This window comes from Rhizobium bangladeshense, assembly GCF_017357245.1.
GTDB lineage: Bacteria > Pseudomonadota > Alphaproteobacteria > Rhizobiales > Rhizobiaceae > Rhizobium > Rhizobium bangladeshense.
The window spans coordinates 2,742,108-2,766,166 of the sequence record NZ_CP071612.1; the positions used below are offsets into that span (position 1 = coordinate 2,742,108).

The window sequence follows — 24,059 nt, forward strand, 5'->3', positions numbered from 1 at the left end:
ACGGCAAGAGTGTTTGGCGCATGCCCCTCATCCGGCTGCCGCCACCTTCTCCCCGAAACGGGGCGAAGGAACCGAGCCGCACGCTTTCCGTCCCCCGCACACGTCAAGCGGGGCACGTCCCCTCTCCCCGCAAGCGGGGAGAGGGTTAGGGTGAGGGGCAACCTCAGAGTGCGTTTGCCGATAGCCAACTCAAATCTTATAAATCCGCTTCCGCGTCCCCTCGAGCCGCGTCAGGATCGCCTTGCGCCGATCGGGCTTGGCCATGAACTCCTGGAAGCCGACCAAGCCGGCCTGGGCCATGTCCGGGTCGCTGTCGCGGTCGTAATATTGCGAGGCGCCCTGCACCGTTTTCATCGTCTCCACGGCGACATTGACGAGCGGATCCTTGCTCGCCGGCAGGTCGTTGCGCGGCGGCACGTTGCCGCCCGGCTCCAGATATGCCGCCAGGTTCTCCGGCTTGTAGAAATAGGCGAGGAAATCGCGCGCGCCCTGCTTGTTCTTCGCCTTGGCGGGAATATGGACTGAATTGACCGAGAACTCCTCGAAATGGCCGATCTTCGGATCGAGCACCGGGAAGGTCGCATAAGTAAGCTGCGGCAGGTCCGCTTCGGTGAAGGCCGAACGCAGGAAGGCGCCGAGGTTCATCATGCCGGCCTTCTTCTGTGCGAGCAGAGCCGCGGCCTCCTGCCAGCCGAAGGAGGTGTGGTTCGGCGTGAAGAAGCCCTTTGATATCATCGCTTCCCACTGATCGAAGACCGGCGTCAGCGCCGGATCGAGATAGCTCATCTCGCCGTTCATCAGCGCCATGTGCCTGTCGAGCCCGTTGATGCGAAGGTTCATCTGATCGAACCAGCCGGCCGCCGGCCACAATTCCTTGGTGCCGATCGCAACCGGGGTGATGCCCGATGCCTTGCACTTGTCGCCATAGGCCATGAATTCCTCGGCCGTCTTCGGCACGGTCAGCCCATGCTGCTCGAACACGTCCTTGCGGTAGAACATGCCCCAGAGCGTGCCGCCGGTGGGCAGGCCGTATTGCTTGCCGTCTTCGGTGACGGCGCCGGCCGTCGCACCCAGCACGTCCTTGTATTTTTCCTTCTCGAAAAGGTCGGAAATATCGTCGAACAACCCGCGCTTGACGAAGGCGCGCATGCGGTTGCCGGAGAACCAGAAGCAGATGTCGGGCGCGCCGGCGACGAGGTAGTTGCGGATCGCCGTCTTGTGGGCCTCGTGGTCCATATTGTTGACGACGACGTTGACGCCGGCTTCCTTGCCAAAGCCCGCCGCGATCGACTTCAGCGCATCGAGGGCAGCGCCGTTATTCTCTGACGAGATGATGCTGACTTCCTGCGCCTGCGCGATCGCGGGCATCGGAAAGCTGCCCGTGACCGCCGCCGCCGAAACCGCGCCCGCCCCTTTCAGGAAGCTTCTGCGGGTGGTTGAGGGAAAATGCTTTAAGAATACCATTGAATTCCTCCCGGTTGATCGACAACACCGCCTGGCCCGAGCCGCCTCCTCCTTGAAGCGCGCTCACGCAGGCATTCAACGCGCCGATCCCGCCTCCTGAACTCGACCGTACAATCCGGCTGCCTCAGTTGATCGGCGGCCGAACTTATGCATAGATTGTGCGAGCCCGCAATAATTAATTTACAAAATTAAGGAATGCATCGTGAAGCTGAAAGGCGACCAGAACACGGCGAGAGCCATGAACCGACGCCTCATCCTCAACCTTCTCCGCCGCGAAGGGCCGAGGAGCCGCGCCGATATCGCAACGGTGATCGGGCTCAGCCCCGCCGCCGTCACCTTCGTCGTCGCGGACCTGCTGGAAGAGGGCATCGTCACCGAGGGCAAGGCCGTGCCCGGCCCCGCCGGCCGCCGGCCGATCCCAGTCGAAATCAATTACGAGCATTCGCTCGCGCTCGGCTTCAAGCTGATGGTGGATTCAGTGGAATGCGTCGCGACGGATCTCGCCACCAATCCGGTCGCCGCCATGCGCGTCGATCTGAAGGGCCACGATCCGGATTATGTCGCCGATCTTCTGGCGGCAACCGTCCCCGAACTGGTGAAGCTCGCCGGCCGGCCAAAGGCGAAGCTCGCCGGCATCGGCATCTCCATGCCCGGCGTCATCAACCACGAGCAGACGGCCTGCGTGCGCAGCCACCGCTTCAAATGGGACAACGTTCCGCTGGCCGCGCTGGTCGCAAGCCGCGTCCATGTGCCCGTCTGGCTGGAGGACGATACCAATGCCTATGCCATCGCCCAGCAGCTCTTCGGCCTCGGCCGCCAGCACCGCAACATGGCGGTGCTCGCCGTCGGCGTCGGCATCAGCTGCGCCCTCGTCATCGATGGCAAGCTCTATCGCGGCGCCAATGGTGCGGCCGGCAAGTTCGGCCACACGCTGTTCGAGGAGAACGGCCGCCTCTGCGAATGCGGCAAACGCGGCTGCCTGATGGCCTATCACTCCGAGCTCTCGATGCTGCGCCGCTGGCGCGAGACGACCGGCCGCGAGGACCTCGGCCTTCCCGAACTCTGCGAAGCCCTCGCCTCGGGCGACGCCACCGCCCTCACCCTCGTCGCCGAATCCGGCCGCGGCATCGGCACCGCACTCGCCAACCTCGTCAACATCACCGACCCCGAAGTCATCGTCGCCGGCGGCGAAGCCGTCTCGCTCGGAGACCCCTTTCTCGCTCCACTCCGAGAGGCGCTCTCCGCCCGCACCTTCCGCACCGCCCCGCCGCTGCTGCCCGACTGGGAGGACAACTCCTGGGCCCGGGGTGCTGCCGCACTGGTGACGCAGAAGATCTTCGATTTTGAATCATCGGGCGGGGTAACGGATGTTGCCAGCCTGACCGGTGTCCGGGCCTCTGGTTCGTCGGCGGCGTAATTCACATGGCGTTCGCGGCCGTGATGCTCCGAAACGAGAAAGCCGTGAGGTGACGCTCCAGCCAAGCTCGTTTCCCGCGTACTTGCGTCGGAGCCTCAGCCGTTCCCCAGCCAGCCGACCTCCCGCAAAACCGCCCTCGACAGCGCCTCAGGCGTCTTGCCGTCCGTGTGCACGACGATCATGCCCGCGGAATCTTCCTCCGCCATCCGCCGGGCTTGCCGAAGCGAACGCTCTGTCTGCTCTTCAGCACCGGAGCCGACCTCGCGCTGGGCGAGGCGCGCCAGGATTGTCGGCTCAGTGGCGGCCAGGCGAACCACTGTGATCTCCGCATCGGGTATCGCGGCCAGAATCCACCTTCGGTCGAAAGCGAGGTGCATCATGACTCCTGACATGATCAGGCGTGAGTGCCCCAAGGCTTGGTATGTCGACCAGATCGCCGCCAAGTTGATGCTGCTCACGTCAATCGTCCCAGGCCAGTGTTTCTCAAGATCTTCCGGGCGGGGGCGAGGGAACACGCGATCAAGTTCGTCTGTTTCGATAACCGCATGAGCCACCCCTTCGGCGGCGAGCTGAGCGCTCATCTCCCAGCACAGCGTGGATTTTCCGATGCCGGCCGGGCCGGTGATCAAGACGATTTGCATGCCGTCTCCTCATTTCGATGCAGCGCTATTTCCTCAAATAACGGCAGCTTGGCAAGGACGATGCGGCGGGACGCCTGTACCGCTTGGCAAAAACCTGTTGGGCCGCCCTTCCTGCTCCATCACAAGCTGCGATACCTGAACGGCTTCGCTGATCCCTGAACGCGTTCAGAGCGGCGCAGCTTCCCCCTGGGGCGGTTGCATTTCACGCTCACGCGACTACCTTTCATGCGAGGACGCTGCCCTCCGGCGACCAGAGAAAATCACGTGAGCAAGCCATGTGCCGAAATATAAAACCTCTGTTCAATTTCGATCCGCCGGCGACGGACGAAGAGATTCACGATGCCGCGCTCCAGTTCGTGCGCAAGCTCAGCGGAACGACCAAGCCCTCGAAGCGCAATGAGGCCGCGTTCGAACGCGCCGTCAGCTCGATCGCTGCCTGCGCCCGCGAGCTGCTGGATTCAATGGAGACGTCTCAACCGCCTCGCGATCGCGAGGAAGTGGCGGCGAAGGCGCGCGCGAGATCCGCGATGCGGTTCGCGTAAGAAATCGCGCCTTACTGGAAAGACCGGTCAGGTCATCAGATACACTCGCTTACAAAAATAGGGGTTCCTCGACACATGCCTGGTTCAATCATCGACTGAAATGGCGATGCGGCCAACGAGCCGGAACGGTCAATTCAGGAAGGATGACACAATGAAAATGATCCAGGCCATGGTGCTCGCCATTGTTCTCGGCGGCGCGGCGGCAGCGCATGCGGAGCAGCCGATAGAGCGCACCGACCTCATCAAGAACGATATCGACGTGCCGGGCCACGAGGTCGTCCAGGTGCGCGTCGATTTCGCTCCGGGCGTGCTCGCACCAAACCACTCGCATCCCGGCGAAGAGGTCGCCTTCGTGCTCGAGGGAACGCTCGAATACAAGCTCGAAGGCAGGGAGCCGGTGACACTCAAGGCCGGCCAGTCGCTGTTCATTCCCTCCGGGGTGGTGCACTCGGCAAAGAACGTCGGCAGCGGCAAGGCTTCGGAATTGGCGACCTATATCGTCCGCAAGGGAGAGGCGCTCGTCGTGCCTGCCAGGTGAAAACACGTCGCAGCCCAAAGTTTTCGACCGGCTCCGACGGGAAAGAGCGGGGTCGAGGCAGCGCCCGACCAAACGGCGGGCACTGCGCCTTCAAGCAGAAGCCTATTGCTGCGGCTGCGCCGGCGGCGGGGTGCCGATCTTGTCCAGAACCTTCTTGGCGAGCGCCGGGTCGCTCTGCGCTGCCGTCAGGATCGAGGAATATTCCTCGACGGAGATGTCGGGAGAGGCCTGAACGGTTTGAACCATCTGTTTCTTGGCCTCATCCTGCAGCTTCTGCTTCGCAGCCTGATCCTGCGTCGCGTCGATTTTGGCCGAATATTGCTGCCGGACCTTATCGACCTGCACATAGGCGACGGCAAAGGCCTCAAGTTTCTGATCACTGACAGGGGCGGCCGCACCGGTGCCCCCGTTCTGTCCCTGCATCGGCGCCTGGCTCTGGGCCGGCGGCTGCTGTTGCGCCTGGGCAAGCTCCGTAGCAGATGCCGGGCTGAGAGCAAGAAGGCTGAAGGCCGCGGCGGTCATCGTTGCGAGGGATGTGTAACGAGTGATCATTTTCATTCCTTTTCCGGTGATTTTGGACGGCAGCAAGACCGCCTCGGTCAATCGCTCAGCCGTCAGAAGGCTGGCGAGGTCGCGACGATGAAGCCCGGAAAAGGGCTCGTTGCGGCGGCAACGGGGCGATTTGCTGACAATTGAGCGGCGGCTTTGTGACTGTCGCCGGAACTCACCCCCTATCTCGCGAACCGCCGTGCACCCATCACGCACAAGATAACGGCCACCGTCACCGCAAGCATCGTCCAGGTGACCGGCTCATGCAACAGGGTGGCTGCGAGCGCCAGGCCGAAGAACGGCTGGAGCAGCTGCAGCTGGCCGACGGCAGCGATACCGCCCTGCGAGAGGCCGCGATACCAGAAGATGAAGCCGATCAGCATTGAGAACAGCGAGACATAGGCAAGGCCGATCAGCGCCGGCGTCTCTATTCCGGCAAAACTTTCCGGCCGGTAGACGAACGCCGCCGCGATCATGATCGGCAGCGACAAGACCAGCGCCCACGAGATCACCTGCCAGCCGCCGAGCGTGCGCGACAGCCTGCCGCCCTCGGCGTAACCCAGGCCGCAAGCAAGGATTGCCGCCAGCATCAGGAGGTCGCCGACCGGCGAGGCCGTCAGATCTTGTGTGAGGGCAAAGCCCGCCACCAGGGCGCTGCCGAGGATGGAGAACAGCCAGAAGGCAGGTTTTGGCCGCTCGCCGCCGCGGATCACGGCGAAGGTGGCGGTCGCGAGCGGCAGGAGGCCGACGAAGACGATCGAATGGGCTGATGTGACATGCTGCAGCGCCAGCGCCGTCAGCAGCGGAAAACCCACCACGACGCCAAGCGCGACCACGGCAAGCGAGAGGATATCGCGTCCCGCCGGCCGCTTCTCACGAAAGACGATCAGCAGGCAAAGCGCCAGCAGCCCCGCAATTGCCGCGCGCGCAACGGTCAAGAACACCGGATCGAACTGCGCCACCGCCACCCGTGTCGCCGGCAGCGAGCCGCTGAAGATCACCACCCCGATCAAACCATTGATCCATCCTGCCGTCATGCGCTCCATCATGCATTCCTTCCTGGATGCATGTCGTCGAAACCGCGCTGGCCTGGAGAGAACGGCATGCGTAAAAACAATGACCTAAGCCGCCTTACCTGAATCGGAATCGGAAGAACGCGCCGTTCACCCTTATCCGCCGATACGGATAGCCATGACAGTCACGGTCTGATACGATTTTGCAAAACTGTTATGGTTCAGGAAACAGTACGGATGAACGAGGAGATTGCGGGACGCACGCGCGTCCAGATGGTGATGGCGACGATCCGGCAGCGCATCGCCGGACGCAGCCTGACGCCTGGGGCAAGGCTGCCCTCGGTGCGCCGCCTTGCGGCCAGCATGAAGCTGTCGACCTCGACCGTCGTCGACGCGTATGAGCGCCTGGTCGCCGAAGGCGCGATCCTGTCGCGCCCGGGTTCGGGCTTCTATGTCGCCAACCAGGCAGCACCCTTTGCGCTGGCCGAGGCCGGTCCGAAACTCGACCGCGCGGTCGATCCCTTCTGGATTTCTCGGCAATCGCTGGAGGCCGGCGAAAGCGATCTGAAGCCCGGCTGCGGCTGGCTGCCGCCTTCCTGGCTCCCCGGCGAAGCAATGCGCCGCGGGCTCAGAACGCTTGCTCGCGCCGAGGGACCGGCGCTTGCCGACTATGGTTCGCCGCTCGGCCTGCCGGCGCTGCGCCAGCTAATTTCGCGCCGCATGGGCGAGCGGGGCATCGAAGCCTCCCCGGATCAGATCCTGCTCGCCGAGTCCGGCACGCAGGCGATCGACCTTCTCTGCCGTTTCCTGCTCGAAGCCGGCGACACGGTGCTGGTCGACGACCCCTGCTACTTCAACTTTCACGCACTGCTGCGCGCCCACCGGGCGAAGATCGTCAGCGTGCCCTACACACCCTCCGGCCCCGATCTCGAACTCTTCGCACAGACGCTCGCCGAACATCGCCCGCGGCTCTACATCACCAACTCAGCCATCCATAATCCCACAGGCGCAACACTCTCCCCAGTCACGGCCCACCGGGTTCTGAAGCTCGCCGATCAGTTCGATCTCACCATCATCGAGGACGATATCTTCGCTGATTTCGAATATACGCCGGCGCCCCGCCTTGCCGCTTTCGACGGGCTGGAGCGCGTCATCCATATCGGCAGTTTTTCGAAGACGCTTTCGGCCTCCGCCCGCTGCGGCTTCGTCGCCGCCAGGCCCGAATGGATCGAGGGTCTCACCGATCTCAAGATCGCCACCTCCTTCGGTGGCGGCCGGATGACCGCCGAACTGGTGCTGAACGTCTTGAGCGACGGTGGCTACCGCAAACACATGGAAATGCTCCGGCAGCGCCTTGCGGGCGCAATGACCGAAGTCTCGGCCCGCCTGAAGGGCTTGGGGATAATGCCTTGGCTGGAGCCGCAGGCCGGCATGTTCCTTTGGTGCCGCCTGCCGGACGGCATCGATGCAGCAAACGTAGCGCGGGCGGCACTGGAAAAGAGAATCGTGCTGGCGCCCGGCAATGCGTTCAGCCTGTCGCAATCGGCGACGAATTTCATGCGGTTCAATGTGTCGCAGACGTTGGATGCGAGAGTGTTTGCGGTGTTGGCGGATGTGTTGGGGAGTTAGGGGATGGAAGGTAGCCGCTTACGAAAGCCTCTGATGGTCTGGCGCCTAACCTTTCCTCATCCCTGTGCTTGTCACAGGAATGAGGGAGGAAAGGTAAGCAGCAAAGCCACGGTGGAGCGAGGCGGAGGGCACCCTCCCGCTAAAACGAGCGGTTGACCGCCTTGTCGTTCTCCAGCCGCGTCACGCAGCCCTCCAGCTTGGCAAGCAACAGGTCGAAGTCGAGCGGCTTCGTCAGATAATCCGCCGCTCCGGCGCGCAGTCCGGCGAGTGTGTTTTCCCGATCTGTCAGCGCCGTCAGCATGATGAAGGGAATGTTGGAGAGCTCCGGATGATTGATCTGGATTTCCGCCAGAAGCTGGTGCCCATCCATAACGGGCATCGAAATGTCGCTGATGACGATGTCAGGCCATTTCGACAGGATCATTTCCAGGCCTTCGGCGCCGTTCGAGGCCTCGAGCGTCCTGTAGCCGGCTTCGCTCAACTCTTCGACGAGGAGATTGCGGATCTCGACTTCGTCTTCTATGCACAGGACTGTAACCATAAGCTCTTCCTTAAGCTGCGACTTGTTGATCCGACAATAGACATTCTATTGGCAGAGAAATGGTGAATGTTGTGCCCTTGCCGAGCTCGCTCGTCACCTCGACGGTGCCACCGTGCAGCTCGACCACATGCTTGACGACGTTCAGGCCAATGCCGGTTCCGGCGATACCCGTGGCGCTGCGGGCGCGATAATAAGGTTGAAACAGTTTCGGCAGATCATCCGCATCCATGCCGATGCCGCTATCGGCAATGGCGATTTGCACCATCTTTTCGTCAACCCGAGCGCGAATGTAAATGTCAGGCGCATTGGGCGAATATTTGACGGCGTTCGAAATCAGATTGGTGAAGACCTGTTCCATCGCGCCTCGATCGAAAGTCAATCGGTCAGGGAAGGGCTGGAGATCGAGATGGAAAACATGCGAAGGGCTGAGCTCGCGCTGCCTGTCGCAGCAGGTGACGAGCAAGGCTTTCAGATCACCTTCGCTCCGCTTCAGGATGATCTGTCCGGTTTCGAGCCGGCCGCTCGCAAGGATGCTCTCCATGAGATCGACCATGCGCACCACGGCGCTGCGGATCACTCCGGCTTTTTCGTGAACATATTCGCCGCTGACGTTGGTCGTCGAGCGGCAGAGCCGCTGGGCGGCTGCGTCGATAATTGCAAGCGGCGTTCGAAATTCGTGCGACGCCATGGCGACGAACTGGCGCTGCAGCGCATTCACCTGGCGTTCGTGCACCAGCAACCGGTCCAGTTCTTCCCTCTGTCTTTCGATTTCGGCTGTTCGATCCGCCACCATCTCTTCCAGATGGTTGCGATGATGGGTGAGCTCAGCCTGGCTGTCCAACAGGGTCAGCGAAGTGCGATGCAGTCCTCGTCCGAGCCAGAACACCGCGGCGATCAACAGGACCAGACAGCCGAGCCCCGCCGGCGCAATCTGCTGAAGCAGCATGAATCCTGGCCGGATCGGCTGCCACACGAGGTAGCCGATCATCCCGCCGTCATGTAACGATACAGGCACCTGAGCCCGCTCGTCCGGGCCCTCCGAAAGTGTAAAACGCAGACCTTCGAGCCTGGCGTAATGGGAAATGTTTTCGGCAACTTTTCCGTCGATGAACTTGACGGAGACCGCGATGAATTCCTGGCCTGCCTGGATCTGCATCCGCGTCGAGCTTGGCAGCATCGGGCGCGCGCTTGCGATCGCCGGCCTGTTGCCGATCATGATCGTGCGAACCCTGGCCAGCTGGCCAAGCGGCTCTGCGCCAGGTTTGGCAGCCCCATCGACGAGAGCGGCGCGCATTTCGTTGGCAAGAGCGGCCATTTGCGCGCCGTCGTCGCTGCCGAGCCGCGGCGGCATGGCATCCACGCCATCGCGGAAGGCAAACATCAGCCGGTTGGCATCATCGAAAATATAGGTCCTGTCGTGCCCGAAATAGCGGCTCGTCCACTGGCCGATATTCTCCAGCAGCCATTCATGGTTCCGCTGCTTGGCGTAAAGGAAAGCGTCGTCCCATTTGGTGACGCTTTCCTGCTCGCGCGGAAGCGCTTGTATTTGCTCTTCCAGTCCCTGGGCGACGAAATCGGCCTGCCGGCGCAGGTAGAAATCATCGACCTTCACGGAGGCAAGCCAGGCAAAGCCGCAGAACAACACCGCTGCAGCGCAGGTGAGCGTCACCAGGACGAACGTGATGTGCGATGTGAGCCCGACCTTCAATACCCGCAACCTTTTGACGGCGTTCGCTGCTCTGAAGTTGACACGCAAAGGTTGACGGAGGATGAATTGCTCCCTGTGGGTATTTGCCGGGCGGGGCCGGCGACCGTTTCGACAATTGCTTCAACACATCTGCGGAGCTGGCTACAGATCGGCGTCTGCAGCCACATCAATGGAGAAGAACATGGGCCTCGGCCCCTCGCCGGATTGCACTGATATCAGGATCGAGCCGATCGCTGCCGCCCATATCGAAAGCTTTCACCGCACGCTCGACCTGGTTGCACGGGAGAAAAAATATCTGACATTGCTGGAAGCAACGCCCCTGCCGCAGACGCGCGATTTCGTGATGGGAATGATTGCCAAAGGCAATCCGCAATTCGTCGCCCTGACCGAGGACGAGGTCGTCGGCTGGTGCGATATCAGCCGGCACTTCTTCCCGTCGAACGCCCATCGCGGACGCCTCGGAATGGGAATTCTTCCCGCCTATCGCGGCAAAGGGTTGGGGCGAAAGCTCATCGACACCACGTTGAAGGCGGCGCAGGAAGCCGGTTTCCTGAGGGTCGAGCTCGATGTCTACGAAGACAACAGCCGTGCCATTGCTCTCTATGAAAAGGTGGGCTTCGTGCGCGAAGGCATCTTCCGGCGGGCGGCGCGAATTGACGGCCGATTCATTAATGCGATCGGCATGGCGCTTTATTCGAAGAGGATCGGCCAGCATAAACAGGGCTCTTGTCAGCGTCCGATTGGTCGGACGGTTGGACGGCCGCCATCGGGGCACGCGTTATCGGGCGAAAGCCTCAAACGGATTGTCGTGTGTCAGGCGCATCAGGATGCTATCGTCTATGCCCCGCCGTTTCAGCTCGGGCAACAAGACGGTGGAAAGGTGGGTGTATGGCTTTGGTATACCGCCCTTCGGCAACGCCGGATCGAACCAGCCGCGGTCATGGCTCAACAACATTCGGTCGCCGCGGCCCGCCTCCAGCGCCCTGATCACGAGCTCGGCTACATCGTCATCCTCACCCCGACCGACATGATCATACTCGATCCAAGCGCCTCGCTCGGCGACAGCGAGGTTATAGGCGAAGTCCTTTTCCTCCTGCGTGTGGATCGAGATGAACCTGTCGGCCCTGTAGCCTTCCGCCTCGATGACGTCGAGCTGATCCATGACGACCCGTCCTCGGATCGTATGACTGCCGATCACGGCGTTCGTCTGGGCCGCGGCGCGCGCGGCTGCCCTCAGGATTTTTGTCTCGAGCGCAGTCATGCCGTCATCGCCGGCGCTGAGCTTGATCCAGCCTGCCTGGAACCCGGTCTCATCGATCTGCTCCGTCAGCTCGCGAAGCATCCAAGCCTCCAACTTTTCCTCCGAAGCTTGGCGGACCCATTCAGGAATCCAAGGCTCGCGGTAAATGCCAGTGGGAACGACGATCGGAAAATCCGTTGCAAGCGACACAGCAAGATCGATATCCGCACGACGTCCGACCCCGCCCGTGGAGCATTCAACCAGTGCCGTTACCCCGAGCTTTTTGATCCGCTCGATCTCGGGGGCCATCACCCGAACGACGTCTTCGACGTTTGCTTCGGCATAACCGGGCTGGCCGGGCGTTCTGAGGTCGACGAAAACGTGCTCGTGCGGGAGGATCATCCCAAGTTCCGATTTGCTCTTGAGCCCGAGCGTCGTGCGTAGATGTTTCAAAGTCTCTCCTCGCGGCATGCCCGCCAGCGTGCAGCCTCGACCGGTGGAAGCCCTCACACTGCCGCGAAAGTAGATCGTCACGTGAGGAAATCAATCGCTCGCGGAACCCCTTGCGACTTGAGCCTTGGTATTGACTTCCGACCCGCACCCGGCTCGCCTACGGCTGGCTAACGCTGGGGCGAGATAGGCGGCGCCGACCTCTTCGGAGTCGCACCCGCTCCTTCCCTCCGTGCCTCTTCCGACCCGAACGGCTCAGCGCGTTCGGTCCTGTCGTCGATCACCGAATCGATCGCTTACGCTTGGCGGGACCCCGGCCTTACCCCGGCCGGCGCACGGCCCGGATCTTGCCGCTGTTGCCGCCGCCGCAGAAGAAGCAAGCGGCGCCGTCGGATTCGAGGCCGGAGACGCCGGTGCCTTCGGGCATATCAAGCCGCTCCAGCACTTCACCCGTCTGCGGGTCGATGCGCCTGATGTCGCTGTCGTCGCCCTCCCATGTGCCGTGCCACAGCTGGCCATCAACCCAGGTGACGCCTGTCACGACACGGTTGGATTCGATGGTGCGCAGGATCTCGCCGGTGTCGGGATCGATCTGATGGATCCTGCGGCCGCGATGCTGGCCGACCCAGAGCGTGCCCTCGGCCCAGGCAAGGCCGGAATCACCGCCATTGCCGGGGGCCGGGATAGTGGAAAGGATCTGGCCGGTCTTCGGGTCGATCTTGTGAATGACGTCCTCGGCGATCTGATAGAGAAACTCGCCGTCGAAAGCCGTGCCTGCATGGGAAGCGACCTCGATGAAGCGCATCACCTCGCCGCTGTCGGGATCGAGCGCGTTCAGCCTGTCGCCTGAGGCGAACCAGACATGCCGGCCATCGAAAGTGACGCCGTGGACGCGCTCGGCATCCGGAAAGGGTCCATATTCACGCAGGATGGTCGCAGTCGATGTCTTCATGTCTTCCTCCTTGTCGGTTGATCCATACTAGTCGCTCGGCAGCGGCCCCGGGAGTAACAAGATCGTCGGGAAAGAGGAGAGCGGTGGGCTCATCCAGCGGCGCGCCCTCCCGCGTCCGATCGCTTGCACTTTCTCCTCGCCGGCGAGCGAATCCAGCGCCCGCTGCACGGTGCGCGGACTGGCGCCGAGCGCGATTGCCAGCGCCGAACTCGACCACGCTTCGCCATCGGCGAGGAAGGCGAGCACCGCCGCATGCGGCCCTTCGACGAGCGGGGCGAGCACTGCGACCTCAGCGGCGCCGGCCGGGGAAAGGGCGAAGCCACGTTTCGTCGCCGAGACTTCCGCCAGCCCGGAAAGTTCGGCGCGCAGCCGGCCGATCTCGACCCGCAGCCGGGCACGGTGCGATTCATCGGCATGCTTGCCGCGGAAGGCGCGTGCGATTAGTGCCCCTCGCGCTACATCCGCCGGCCAAGCTTCGGCAAGCGCACGGACGAGCGTGAAAAGCACCGGCCGGCTCGCGAGCGGCACCGCCGCGCCGGCGGCGCGCACGATATGGCGGCAGGCATCGACGACGAGCGTGCCACCGGAAAAGAGCGCCTCCACCTCGGCAAGCAGCAGCGGGCGCTCGTGGCCACGCGAAACCAGCCGCGCTGCCGGAATGCTGAGCACATGTCCAGCGGCTTCGACCTCCGCCGTCAGCACAGGCATACCGGCCCGCTGCGCAGCGGACCTTGCCCTTTCAAGTGCTGCGCGCGCCGCCCGTGTCCGCAGGCGCCGGACCTCGATGCCGGCGGCAACAAGCTCATGGGCGGCCCGCAATGCCGGCGGCAGCGGCGTCGGGTCGAGCGCGGCCAGCGCCTGCTCGGCTTCGTCGAGCCGGCCGATCAGCACCAGCCTTCGAATGGCGATATTGCCGGCATGGGCGGCGTTGACCCGGTCTCCATGCGATTCCAGAACTTTGCGCGCCGCCTCCAGCGCCTTCGGCGGCCAGGTGAGATCGCGCGAGACGAGCGCAATCTCGGCCTCGGCGACGACGCAGCGGGCGCGGGCCACCGCCTCCCGCGGTCCGAACGCGCGCGCGGCACTCTTCAGCAGCGCCTTAGCCCGAATGAGGTCGCCAAGCTGCGCCATGGCAATGCCGCGCAGCGCCAACGCCGGCGCATCGTCGCGCAGCGCCACCCGTTTCAGCGCACCAAGCGTATCGCCCGATGCCAGCGCCTGCGCGGCGGCCGTAATCAGCGAGTCCATTCAAATCCCGTCACACTTGTCACTCCCGGCAGTTATCCCTCCGGCCGTAATCTTCGTTCAACGGCAGGCAACCGCGCCGGATGCTACGACGAGAGACAGGCAAAGGAGAAGCCCCATGAAGGCAATGCTGGACGCAACCCGCGAGGAATGGCTGGCGGCGAGACTCGATCTGCTCGAGGAGGAAAAGGAACTGACGCGGCGCAGCGATGCGCTGGCGCTGAAGCGCCAGCAATTGCCTCGTGTGCGGATCGACAAGGAATACCGCTTCGACACCGAAATCGGCAGCGCCTCACTGAAGGATCTGTTCGGAGGGCGTTCGCAGCTCCTCGTCTATCACTTCATGTTCGGGCCGGATTATAACGCCGGATGCCCCTCCTGCTCCTCGATCGCCGACGGTTTCAACGGCTTTTTCGTCCACCTCGAAAACCATGACGTCGCCTTCTGGGCCGTTTCACGCGCCCCGCTCGCAAAGCTTGAGGCTTTCAAAAGGCGCATGGACTGGAGCTTTCCCTGGGCCTCCTCGGCCGGCAGTGATTTCAACGCCGATTTCAGCGTCTGGTTCAGCCCGGAGCAGCAGCGCCAGGGCGAGATCGAATACAACTACCGCCGCGAACCGCCCGCGCCCATGCCGCCGGCGGCCAAAGCAGCGCCTGAATGGCAGTCGCGCGGCGGCGACGAGCCCATCGTTCAGATCGCTTCGATGACCGGCACCGACGTCCCCACCTACACCCGCGACCGGCCAGGCGTCAGCGCCTTCGAACTCATCGACGGCGTCGTCTACCACAGCTATTCGAGCTATGCGCGCGGGCTGGACGGGCTTTGGGGCGTGTATCAATGGCTCGATCGCGCGCCGAAGGGCCGCAACGAAACCGGCATCTGGTGGCGCCATCATGACCGCTACGGCAGGGAGTAACTGTCATGTACTCCTCCGCCGCCGATTACCTGTCGCTTGCCGCTGCCCCGACATTCGCCATCATGGCGGCGCTGACAGCAGCAACCGGCACCCCGGACATGATCTGCATGACCACGCCCGATGCCTTCCCTATCGGCGGAATGGTGCCGATGTACGTGCTGATGAGCGCGTTCCATCTGGGTCCGTGGCTGCGGCTCGCCAGCAGGGAGGGCTTGCGCCGCAGATGATGGTTCGGCGCCTGCCAAGTCCGTTTATACCGCGCGTCACGCCGTGCAAACATCCAGCATCGGCACCGGCCATCCACTACCAAAGCCGGTGCCGACTGCCCAAAGCCAGCCGCCGGCGCGGGTTCGCCCTCTGCCCAGCAGCCGCAAGCGCCAGCACGGCAACCGCGACCAGGCCGAGGAGGAGCGGCACCGAATATCGGTGCGGCGATCGGAGCCCGCCGTCGATCCGGGCCGCGTCCGTGGAGGGCCGATAGAGATTGCCGTCGCTTTCGACGGCGCGCGGCGCCCGCTTGAAATAGGCGGCCATGAAACGGCTGAGCGCCCTGGCAGCGAGGTTGGGCGCCAGCAAATGGGCAAGCCGTGTTGCAGTGGTGACCACTCCGACGGTGGTGGTGGCGCGCGGCGACCTGGCGACGCCGACGATCGCCTCGGCGACGCGGCGCGCATCGAGCACCGGCGGCGGTGCCGAGACCTGGCGGCCGACATAATTGGCGCCGTGTCTGAGGCCCGGCGTATCGACGAAGGCGGGATAGACGTCGCAGACATGGATGCGCGGCTTGTCGGCGACCTCCGCCCTCAGCGCCTCGGAGAAGCCGCGCAGGCCGAACTTGCTGGCGCTATAGGCCGCCGCGAATGGCGCAGCCGCAAAGCCGCCGAGCGAGATCATGTTGATGAAGACGCCCCTGCCCTGCTTCAGGAAGATCGGCAGGACGGCATGGGCATCGTTCATGTGACCTATCAGATTGGTGCGGATGACCTGCTCATGCGCCTCGATCGGCGTCTCCTCGAACCGCCCGACCGCGCCGACGCCGACATTGCTCACCCAGACGTCGATATCGCCGAACGCCTTCGCCTTGTCGGCAAGCGCGCGGACAGCAGCAGCCTCGGTAACGTCGGTGACGACGGAAACAGCCTCGGCGCCTAGACCTCTGCACGTCTCTGCGACTTTTTCCAAGGCCTCGCCGTTGCGAGCGGCCAGCACCAGCCTGCTTCCGCGCCGCGCGAAAGCCTCGGCGGTGGCCTGACCGATACCGCTCGATGCTCCCGTGATGACGACCACTGCATTCTCGAGATTGATAGACATCGTTCCGCCTCTCTGTCCTGGGGAAAGCGCCGGGCTCCACAGCAGCGCATCCATCAAACACCTCTGTGAAAGCGGAGTTCCATCCGGTTGCGATTGTCTTGCGCACCAAAACTATGCGATGACCAATCCACCATGAGATGCAACGGATAGGGCCGCGACATGAAGAAGATCGGTTTTCTCTCGTTCGGGCATTGGACGCCTTCGCCCCAGTCGCAGACGCGCTCGGCAGGTGATGCGCTGCTGCAGTCGATCGACCTCGCCGTTGCGGCTGAGGAACTCGGCGCCGATGGTGCCTATTTCCGCGTGCACCATTTCGCGAGGCAGCTCGCAGCGCCGTTCCCGCTGCTGGCGGCCGTCGGCGCCAAGACCAGCCGGATCGAGATCGGCACGGCTGTTATCGACATGCGTTATGAGAATCCGCTTTATATGGCCGAGGATGCGGGTGCTGCCGATCTCATCGCCGGGGGCCGGCTGCAACTCGGCATCAGCCGCGGCTCGCCCGAACAGGTGATCGACGGCTGGCGCCATTTCGGCTACGGCCCGCCGGAAGGTCAGAGCGATGCCGATATGGCCAGGCGCCACGCCGAAGTCTTTCTCCAAGTACTGGGCGGTGAAGGTTTCGCCAAGCCGAACCCGCGGCCGATGTTTCCAAACCCGCCGGGCCTGCTACGCCTCGAGCCGCATTCGGAAGGCCTGCGCGAGCGGATCTGGTGGGGCGCTAGCTCCAACGCCACCGCAGTCTGGGCCGCCAAGCTCGGCATGAACCTGCAAAGCTCGACACTGAAGGACGACGAGACCGGCGAACCGTTTCACGTCCAGCAGGCCGACCAGATCCGCGCCTATCGCGAAGCCTGGAAGGCGGCCGGCCACACGCGCCAGCCGCGCATCTCAGTCAGCCGCAGCATCTTCGCGCTGGTCGACGACCGCGATCGCGCCTATTTCGGCTATGGCAGCGACGAGGGCGACAAGATCGGCTTCATCGACGAGAAGACCCGGGCGATCTTCGGCCGCAGCTACGCCGCCGAGCCTGACGTACTCATCACGCAGCTTGCCGAAGACGAGGCGATCGCCGAGGCTGATACGCTTCTGCTCACCGTGCCAAACCAGCTCGGCGTTGCCTACAACGCCCACGTCATCGAAGCGATCCTCACCCACGTCGCTCCGGCGCTCGGGTGGCGCTGACGGCGACACTTGGCGCGCCCTGGCGATATGGGTGATGGTGATGAGAATGGCAGCTGTCGTCGGGCCGCCATCGTTGCGATGATTGCAGCGGCTGCAAGATCGGCGAACTTGTGTCGACATAGAAGCAACGCTCGGGACCTTACTGGCGCGGTCGGCGTTGATGGTTCGAACCTTGAATCGATCACGACGCGACCGACTTAAGGCTGTAGTCGAATCGCTCGAGTTGGCCCATGCCCCGCACGAACCTGAACGATATCCTGATCTTCATGGCCGTCGTCGATGCCGGAAGCTTTATCGCCGGCGGCCAAGCCATGGGTCTCTCCCGTTCGGCAGCGGGAAAGGCCGTTACTCGACTCGAAGAGCGGCTCGGCGCGCGCCTGCTCAACCGTACCACGAGGACGCTGAGCCTGACCGCCGAAGGACGAGTGTTCTATGACCACGGGCTGCAGATCCTGGCATCGGTCGACGAGGCGGAAGCGAGCGTTGCGGGGCAAAGTGGTGTGCCGCGAGGCGTTCTCAGGCTCGCCGTTCCCGGTGATTTCGGGCGGCTCGTCGTGCTTCCCTTGCTCGAAAAATATCTTCGGACCTGGGCGGACATGCAGGCCGAAGTGAGCTTCACCGATCGCCCGGGCGATATCCTCGAGGATGGCTTCGACTTGGCGATCGGGATTGGCGCGGCGCCATCGGCCGGCGACAGTCGGTTGATCACGCGCGTGATCGCCAGTGACAAGGCGCGGCTCTGCGCCTCGCCCACCTACCTGACCGAACGCGGCATGCCCGGCTATATAGGAGATCTCGCCGCCCATGACTGCCTGTTCTTCACCAGCCGCGGCCAAAGGCAGGGTTGGCGTTTTCGCAGCGGTGCCGGCTGGATCAGGGCCCAGGGGCGCAGCCGCCTGAGGCTCGACAGCGGTGAAGCCGTTCGCGATGCCGCTCTGGCCGGACTCGGCATCGCGCTCCTTCCGGACTTCCTCATCGCCGCCGATTTGACAGCCGGTCGTCTCCGGCAGGTCCTGCCCGAGCTCGAAACCGACGAAACGAAGATCATGGCGCTCTATCCCGACAGAGGCCTGCTGGAGCCGCGGGTGCGCTGCTTTATCGATCTGATGATCGAGGAAATCGGACCAGGCTAGTAACGCGTCCGCGGGGCTCATGCCACAGCCTTGTCAAAACCGCGGAAGCTCTTGAGCGCCAGCGGAGAGAGGGTCGCCGCGAGATAAGCGAGCCCGCAGAGGAGCATCGCTGCGCCAAGCCCGGTCGTGCTGATCAGCGCACCGCCGACGAGGCCACCGAAGGGGATAAGGGCAAAGCAGAGAGCGGTGTTCATCGCCGTTACGCGCCCGGTCAGTGGTTTGGGGATGCGCTCGAAGATCACCGCCGACAGGATCGGGTTGAGGAAACCGGAGGCAAAGCCTGCGATTGCCAGCGTCCCAAATACGGAGCCGAGCGGCGCATCCACGGCGAGCACCAGAAAACGCGGAAATCCGGTCAGCAAAAAAGCCATCGTATAGACGATCAAACGCGGCATGCGCTCGCCGACAACAGCGGCAATTGCCGCGCCCGCGATTGAGGCGCCGGAGAAGGCGGCAAGCAGCCCGCCGAGCAGCTCCGGCCCGTGACCGGCGTCCCGCGTCCAGACCGGCAGCAGCACGGCGTGATAGGCCTGATCGAGCAGATTGGTGATCGCCACCATGGCGACAATGCTGACGAGCACCGCGTCGCCGCGCAGAAAGCGCCAGCCTTCCAGGAGATCGCCGAGATAGGTTGACGCTCTGCCGGGCCGCGCGTCGGGCGCGGCGGGGATCTTGGGAGCGCGGCGGGTGCCGGGTATGCCTGATGCAACGACCAGGGCAGCCGCAGCGAAGGTGGCGGCGTTGACGAGGAGCGCCTGACCCGGGCCGATCAGCCCGATCAGCGCGCCCGCGCCGGCCGCACCCACCGTCGAGGCCAGCCGCTCGATGGCGCTGGAGACGCCGGTCACCCGTTCGACCGGCACTTCGGCGAGGGTCGCGATATCGGGAACCATCGCCTGCTTGGCGGCATCGGAAGGCCCGCGCAGCACACCCATGGCAAAGACGAGGAGCAGCAACACTGGCACAGTCAACATGCCCAAGAAATCGAGAAGCGGCACCAGCCCGACCACAACAACGGAAGCAATGTCGCAAATGATGGCGATGCGCTTGGCGCCGACCCGGTCGATCAGCGGTCCCCCGAGCGCCTTGGCGAGCACATAAGGCAGCATTTCCATCATCGCCGTCAGCCCGGTCAGCACCGGACTGCCGGTAGCACTCAGCACCAGCCAGGGAATGGCGATGGTCGAGAGCCGGGTGCCGGACAGCGATAGCGTCTCGGCGACGGCGAACCTCAGAAACGGCTTGCCCCTTCTCACGGCTCACTCTCCCGCTCGCGGTACGGAACGCGGCCCGGATAAGGGAAAGCGTGAAGCATTACATAGAAGGGAACGACGTCAGGATCCTGCGTCGCCTCTCCCAGCGGCGGGGCCGCCCGCATCGCGTCAAGAATGATGTCTCTCAACCGCTTCGTCAGGGCTTCGGCCTGTTCAGCCCTCATCGGGATGAGGATGTCGTCGGCGGCCGTCGCCCTGCGCCATTCGACTGGCAGCCCGGCATATTCCTCCAGCGCCTGCTGCATCTGGCCGACGTGCAGCGAAAGCGCCGCCTGGTTGAAGGCAACGTCGAGATCGAGCGCCTCCCCCTCGGCTTCGCTTGCCGGCACCGAGGTCAGCTCGTGGCTGGCGCGCCACCAGCGATCGCGTCGCGAGGCATGCGGCGATTCCTCGATGAAACCATATTGGGCGAGCTGGCGCAGGTGATAGCTGGTCGCGCCGCTGTTCAGGCCCAGCCGGACCGCGAGCTGCGTCGCCGTGGCGGGGCCGTCGATCCTCAGCATGCCAAGCATGCGCAGCCGCACGGGATGCGCCAACGCCTTCAGCGCCGTCGGTTCGGGCACGACCCGGCTGACGGTGCGGGAGATGGCGGCATCGGCGGCTGGATCGGAGTTCTGCTCTTTCATGATGCTATCATACAATTGCAAACATATCTTTGCAAATATTTCTTTGCAAAACTGTTTCGGAAGGCTCTTGAAAACCGGCTTCGCCTATAGCCAGGCATGATGACGCGCCCTATGACCGTGGCGGTAGTCCGCATGAACGAGGGGCAAAGGGATGGCTGAGGACGCGCAGAAAAATATCGGTACCTGGTACATCGACCCCGATGCCGAAGATAGGATGGCCGATGGGCATGCGCCGATATGGCGCCACCTGATCGATCTCATGCTCGAGCGTGACCTCTCCGATAAGAACGTGCTCGACTATGGCTGCAATCAGGGCGGCCTGCTGCGGCATCTCTATGCGATTCGACCATTCCGCAGGGCCCTGGGTATCGACATCGCCGAAACCTCCATTGCCAAGGCCGAGACGCTGAAAGGCAATCTGCCGATCCAGCATCAGGTCGGCGGCAGGCTGGAGGGCTGGAGCGAGGAATTCGACCTCGCCGTCAGCCATGAGGTCATCTATCTCGTTCCCGATATCGACGCGCACGCCGCCGATATCCGCCAGGCACTGAAGTCAGGCGGCGTCTATTATGCGGTAACTGGCTGCCACACGGACAATCCGCTCTGCCGAAATGGCGCGAGCTCGTCGCCAACCGCACCAACACCGTCGTTCAGGATCGGTCGGTCACCGATTACGGCCGTGCCTTCGAAAAGGCGGGCTTCGCTGTCTCCGCGCGCAAGCTCGAATATGACGGCTTCATCCCCTTCGTCGCGGACGGCTGGACGCCTGACTTCGCCGATGCGCTGGACTATTACACCCAGACGAAGATCGTCTTCAGGCTTGTGAAGCCCTAGACACTGCCGGTGAAGCCGCATCAGCTCTACATCGAAATGCGGCGGGTTATTCGGAGCGACCTGGACGAAACGGCCCCTGACCCGGAAGATTTCCTGGATGAGATTGCGCTCGGCAAGCTCGCGTGGCGCACCGTCGAATCTGAGCTGCCCCTTTTCTAGCAGCGAAACGCGGTCGCTGACGGCGATCGCCTGGTTGATGTCGTGGATCGCCATGACGATCGTCACGCCCTTTTCGCGGCTCAGCCGATGCACGAGATCGAGTACTTCGACCTGATAGCCGATGTCGAGGAAGGAGGTCGGCTCGTCGAGCAGCAGGATCTCCGCTTCCTGGGCGAGAGCGGCGGAGATCCACGCCCTCTGACGTTCGCCGCCGGATAATTCGCGCAGGCTGCGGTCGGCCAAATCAGATAGTCCGGTGCTATCGAGTGCCCATTCGATCGCCTCCTCGTCGCGGCTGTCATAAGAGCGGAACAGGCCGACATGCGGATAGCGGCCCTGGCGCACGAGCTGGGCGACGGTCATCTCGTCGGGAGCGGTCGGCTGCTGCGGCAGGAAAGCGAGCTTCTTCGCCAGCATCCGGCGCGACATGGAGGCGACAGCAACGCCGTCGAGCGACGCCTTGCCCACCGCTGGCCGGATGAGGCCGGCCAGCGCATGCAGCGCCGTGCTCTTGCCCGAGCCGTTCGGCCCGATCAGCGCCCGGATCTCGCCCTTTTCGAGCGAGAGGCTGAAACCGCTGAGAGCCTTTCGCTTGTTGTACATCACCGAGAGGTCGGAACAGGACAATGGCATTTCGGCCTCACATGTTTTTGCGCAGCAGCGCGAGCAGAAGCGGTACGCCGAAAACGGCTGTGACCACGCCGATCGGTATTTCCTCGGCCTGTCCCAGCAGCCGGCCGATGAGATCGCCGAGCGTGACGATGACGGCGCCCAACACGATCGTCAGCGTAAGCGACAGCATGAAGTTCCGCCCAGCCAGGAAGCGGGCGAGATGCGGCACGATAAGACCGACGAAGACCACAGGTCCGACCGCGCCGACGGCGCTTGCCGCGAGCGCGCAGGCGACGATCAGCACGATCGAGAAGTACTTGCGATAGCCGAGCCCGAGAGACCGGGCGACGGGCGCATCGAACTGCAGCAGCATCAGCGGCCGATAGACGACCGGCAGCATGGCGAGCCCAGCGATCGTGAAGGGCAACAGGAAGAGCGCGTGATCCCAGCTGCGGGCGTAAAGACTGCCCGACAGCCACTCGAGAATGATCTCGATACGGGACGACCCCCATCCGGCGATAAGGCCGATCGCCACTGCATGCAGCACCGCGCCGACTGCCACGCCGCAGAGGGTGATGCGCAGCGCGCTGAGGCCGAGACGGAAGGCAAGCAGATAGATGACGCCGCCGGCAAGCAGGCCGCCGGCGAGACCTGCAGCCGGCAGCCATGCGACCGGCAGTTCGGCCAGCGTGTTCGAGCCGGGCTCGAGAATATAGACGGTAAACAGCAGGAAGATCGTCACCGAGAGAGTCGCTCCCTGCGACACGCCCATCAGCGAGGGGTCGGCGAGCGGATTGCGGGTGATGGTCTGCAGCAGATATCCCGCCAGCGAAAAATGAATGCCGGCCAGGATGCCGGTAGCGATGCGCGGCATCCAGATATCGAGAATGATCAGCCGCGCCTCGGCCGAGCCGCCGCCGGTCAGCAGGGCCGCGACGTCAGCCATGGGAATATCGGCGACGCCGAGGAAGACCGCCGCCGCAAGCGACAGGACAGCCAAGACGGCAAGCGCAGCTGTTATGCCGAGGCTTCTCGGACCAGCCGATATCGATGCCCGGGCGCTCATTGCGTCTCCCCCGCGAAGCTGAGCCGCCCGCGCTGGACGAGATAGATGAAGACCGGTCCGCCGAGCAATGCGGTGACGATGCCGACCGGCAACTCACGCGGGATTGCGACACTGCGCGCCAACACATCAGCGACCGTCACGATCAGCGCGCCGAGCGAGGCGCTCAACCCGATCTCCCACCCCGTGCCGCGGGGTTTCAGCAGCCGGGCGATGTGGGGAGCGGCAAGACCGACGAAGGCCACCGGCCCGGCAATCGGCGCGACACCGGCGACCGGAATGACGGCAAGAATGAGGATGAGCGGCTTCCACAGACCGAGCTGCAGGCCCATGCCGGCCGCCGCATGGTCGCTCAGCATGAACATGCCGATGACGCGCCGCAGAACGAGCGCGCCCACGACGCCGGCGATCGTCCATGGCAGCATATAGAGGAGGTGCGACCAGGTGCGCCCCTGGAAGCCACCGGCGAGCCAGAAGAGCAGCGATGCCGATTGCGGCCCGGTCAAGAGCAGAACATAGGTGGTGATCGCGCCGAGAAACAGCGAGACGCTGACGCCGCCGAGCGCAAGCTGCAGTGGCCGCCCCTGCCCGCCGCGCGAAACCCAGAATGTCACCGAGGCAGCAAGGGGCCCGCCGGCAAGGCCGATGAAGGGATAATAGGCAGGCGAAAGCCAAGGCACGAAGACGAAGCAGCAGACGATCGGCGCGACCGCCCCCGATGTTACGCCGGTAATACCGGGATCGGCCAGCGGATTGCGCGTCAGCGTCTGCAGCACATACCGGAAACGGCAAGTCCGGCGCCACCGGCGGCGGCCGCCAGGCTGCGCGGCAGGCGCAGCGTCCAGACGAGGACAGATTCGAGCTTACCGTCGGGCGCCAGCAGCACGCGCAGCGCCGTCTCGACCGAAAGCGTCTTGGCACCGACCAGCAGGCCGAGCATCGTCGCCAGCATGGCGGCGGCGACGATGAGCCCTATGGCCAGGAATGATTGCCGGGGGCTCATCGCAGACCTTGTTCCTT

At 63.7% G+C, this 24,059-nt stretch carries 20 protein-coding genes and 5 pseudogenes; 10 read left to right on the forward strand and 15 right to left on the reverse strand.

Annotated elements, in window-relative coordinates; genetic code table 11:
* Positions 1-189 precede the first annotated feature (189 nt).
* Positions 190-1,464: an ABC transporter substrate-binding protein gene (locus J2J98_RS13395; RefSeq protein ID WP_207601301.1), complete on the reverse strand. Its 1,275-nt coding sequence runs from the start codon at positions 1,462-1,464 to the stop codon at positions 190-192.
* 202 nt (positions 1,465-1,666) lie between these two features.
* On the opposite strand from J2J98_RS13395, the gene J2J98_RS13400 reads away from it, so the two are divergent.
* Positions 1,667-2,881 (forward strand): ROK family protein, encoded by a 1,215-nt coding sequence (locus J2J98_RS13400; RefSeq protein ID WP_207601302.1) that lies wholly within the window; start codon positions 1,667-1,669, stop codon positions 2,879-2,881.
* A gap of 95 nt (positions 2,882-2,976) precedes the next feature.
* On the opposite strand, the gene J2J98_RS13405 is transcribed toward J2J98_RS13400, so the two are convergent.
* Positions 2,977-3,522 carry an AAA family ATPase gene (locus J2J98_RS13405; protein ID WP_207601303.1) on the reverse strand — a complete coding sequence of 182 codons (546 nt, stop codon included), beginning with the start codon at positions 3,520-3,522 and terminating at the stop codon, positions 2,977-2,979.
* A 275-nt stretch (positions 3,523-3,797) separates the two neighbouring features.
* Between J2J98_RS13405 and J2J98_RS13410 the strand changes: the two genes are divergently transcribed.
* On the forward strand, positions 3,798-4,064 hold the full coding sequence (locus J2J98_RS13410; RefSeq protein ID WP_064705431.1) for a DUF2277 domain-containing protein: 267 nt from the start codon (positions 3,798-3,800) through the stop codon (positions 4,062-4,064).
* A 151-nt stretch (positions 4,065-4,215) separates the two neighbouring features.
* Positions 4,216-4,602 carry a cupin domain-containing protein gene (locus tag J2J98_RS13415; RefSeq protein ID WP_207601304.1) on the forward strand — a complete coding sequence of 129 codons (387 nt, stop codon included), beginning with the start codon at positions 4,216-4,218 and terminating at the stop codon, positions 4,600-4,602.
* A gap of 102 nt (positions 4,603-4,704) precedes the next feature.
* Here J2J98_RS13415 and J2J98_RS13420 read toward each other — a convergent pair whose 3' ends face one another.
* Both J2J98_RS13420 and J2J98_RS13425 read right to left on the reverse strand, forming a co-directional pair.
* The gene (locus J2J98_RS13420; RefSeq protein ID WP_207603131.1) at positions 4,705-5,154 is read right to left on the reverse strand and encodes a DUF4168 domain-containing protein; all 450 of its coding nucleotides are present in this window, start codon (positions 5,152-5,154) and stop codon (positions 4,705-4,707) included.
* Between the two features lie 179 nt (positions 5,155-5,333).
* A complete protein-coding gene (locus J2J98_RS13425; RefSeq protein WP_207603132.1) occupies positions 5,334-6,197 on the reverse strand; it encodes a DMT family transporter in 864 nt (287 codons plus the stop codon).
* A 183-nt stretch (positions 6,198-6,380) separates the two neighbouring features.
* Here J2J98_RS13425 and J2J98_RS13430 point away from each other — a divergent pair, with 183 nt between their 5' ends.
* Complete coding sequence (locus J2J98_RS13430) at positions 6,381-7,793, forward strand: aminotransferase-like domain-containing protein (protein WP_207601305.1); 1,413 nt, start codon at positions 6,381-6,383, stop codon at positions 7,791-7,793.
* A 139-nt stretch (positions 7,794-7,932) separates the two neighbouring features.
* On the opposite strand, the gene J2J98_RS13435 is transcribed toward J2J98_RS13430, so the two are convergent.
* Positions 7,933-8,334 (reverse strand): response regulator, encoded by a 402-nt coding sequence (locus tag J2J98_RS13435; RefSeq protein ID WP_064694529.1) that lies wholly within the window; start codon positions 8,332-8,334, stop codon positions 7,933-7,935.
* A gap of 10 nt (positions 8,335-8,344) precedes the next feature.
* Positions 8,345-10,090, reverse strand: coding sequence for a sensor histidine kinase (locus tag J2J98_RS13440; protein ID WP_207601306.1), 1,746 nt, complete (start codon positions 10,088-10,090; stop codon positions 8,345-8,347).
* 133 nt (positions 10,091-10,223) lie between these two features.
* Here J2J98_RS13440 and J2J98_RS13445 point away from each other — a divergent pair.
* Positions 10,224-10,733 (forward strand): annotated as a pseudogene (locus tag J2J98_RS13445) (GNAT family N-acetyltransferase); the annotation flags it as partial.
* An 87-nt stretch (positions 10,734-10,820) separates the two neighbouring features.
* Here J2J98_RS13445 and J2J98_RS13450 read toward each other — a convergent pair.
* The 3 genes from J2J98_RS13450 to J2J98_RS13460 all read right to left on the reverse strand — a co-directional run bounded on the left by J2J98_RS13450 (position 10,821) and on the right by J2J98_RS13460 (position 13,932).
* Positions 10,821-11,735 (reverse strand): phosphotriesterase family protein, encoded by a 915-nt coding sequence (locus J2J98_RS13450; protein ID WP_207601307.1) that lies wholly within the window; start codon positions 11,733-11,735, stop codon positions 10,821-10,823.
* A 316-nt stretch (positions 11,736-12,051) separates the two neighbouring features.
* Positions 12,052-12,684 (reverse strand): Vgb family protein, encoded by a 633-nt coding sequence (locus J2J98_RS13455; RefSeq protein ID WP_207601308.1) that lies wholly within the window; start codon positions 12,682-12,684, stop codon positions 12,052-12,054.
* 27 nt (positions 12,685-12,711) lie between these two features.
* Positions 12,712-13,932, reverse strand: coding sequence for a helix-turn-helix domain-containing protein (locus tag J2J98_RS13460; RefSeq protein ID WP_207601309.1), 1,221 nt, complete (start codon positions 13,930-13,932; stop codon positions 12,712-12,714).
* A gap of 115 nt (positions 13,933-14,047) precedes the next feature.
* Between J2J98_RS13460 and J2J98_RS13465 the strand changes: the two genes are divergently transcribed.
* Positions 14,048-14,845, forward strand: a complete 798-nt coding sequence (locus J2J98_RS13465) for a DUF899 domain-containing protein (RefSeq protein ID WP_207601310.1) — start codon at positions 14,048-14,050, stop codon at positions 14,843-14,845.
* A gap of 17 nt (positions 14,846-14,862) precedes the next feature.
* Positions 14,863-15,072 (forward strand): annotated as a pseudogene (locus J2J98_RS13470) (hypothetical protein); the annotation flags it as partial.
* Between the two features lie 76 nt (positions 15,073-15,148).
* On the opposite strand, the gene J2J98_RS13475 reads toward J2J98_RS13470, so the two are convergent.
* Positions 15,149-16,156 (reverse strand): SDR family oxidoreductase, encoded by a 1,008-nt coding sequence (locus tag J2J98_RS13475; protein WP_064711632.1) that lies wholly within the window; start codon positions 16,154-16,156, stop codon positions 15,149-15,151.
* Between the two features lie 159 nt (positions 16,157-16,315).
* On the opposite strand from J2J98_RS13475, the gene J2J98_RS13480 reads away from it, so the two are divergent.
* Both J2J98_RS13480 and J2J98_RS13485 read left to right on the forward strand, forming a co-directional pair.
* Complete coding sequence (locus J2J98_RS13480) at positions 16,316-17,338, forward strand: LLM class flavin-dependent oxidoreductase (protein ID WP_064705440.1); 1,023 nt, start codon at positions 16,316-16,318, stop codon at positions 17,336-17,338.
* A 230-nt stretch (positions 17,339-17,568) separates the two neighbouring features.
* The gene (locus tag J2J98_RS13485; RefSeq protein WP_207601311.1) at positions 17,569-18,471 is read left to right on the forward strand and encodes a LysR family transcriptional regulator; all 903 of its coding nucleotides are present in this window, start codon (positions 17,569-17,571) and stop codon (positions 18,469-18,471) included.
* Positions 18,472-18,488: 17 nt separating this feature from the next.
* Here the strand turns inward: J2J98_RS13485 and J2J98_RS13490 are convergent, their stop codons facing one another.
* A complete protein-coding gene (locus tag J2J98_RS13490) occupies positions 18,489-19,727 on the reverse strand; it encodes an MFS transporter (RefSeq protein WP_207601312.1) in 1,239 nt (412 codons plus the stop codon).
* Positions 19,724-20,371 (reverse strand): winged helix-turn-helix domain-containing protein, encoded by a 648-nt coding sequence (locus tag J2J98_RS13495; RefSeq protein WP_207601313.1) that lies wholly within the window; start codon positions 20,369-20,371, stop codon positions 19,724-19,726. Before J2J98_RS13495 ends, J2J98_RS13490 begins: the two co-directional genes overlap by 4 nt.
* A 151-nt stretch (positions 20,372-20,522) precedes the next feature.
* Here J2J98_RS13495 and J2J98_RS13500 point away from each other — a divergent pair.
* A pseudogene (locus J2J98_RS13500) lies at positions 20,523-21,205 on the forward strand (class I SAM-dependent methyltransferase).
* A 6-nt stretch (positions 21,206-21,211) separates the two neighbouring features.
* Here the strand turns inward: J2J98_RS13500 and J2J98_RS13505 are convergent.
* The 3 genes and pseudogenes from J2J98_RS13505 to J2J98_RS13515 form a co-directional block, all read right to left on the reverse strand.
* Positions 21,212-21,997, reverse strand: a pseudogene (locus J2J98_RS13505) (ABC transporter ATP-binding protein); the annotation flags it as partial.
* A gap of 7 nt (positions 21,998-22,004) precedes the next feature.
* A complete protein-coding gene (locus J2J98_RS13510) occupies positions 22,005-23,042 on the reverse strand; it encodes a FecCD family ABC transporter permease (RefSeq protein WP_207601314.1) in 1,038 nt (345 codons plus the stop codon).
* Positions 23,039-24,042: pseudogene (locus J2J98_RS13515) on the reverse strand (FecCD family ABC transporter permease). Before J2J98_RS13515 ends, J2J98_RS13510 begins: the two are co-directional and overlap by 4 nt.
* Positions 24,043-24,059 lie beyond the last annotated feature (17 nt).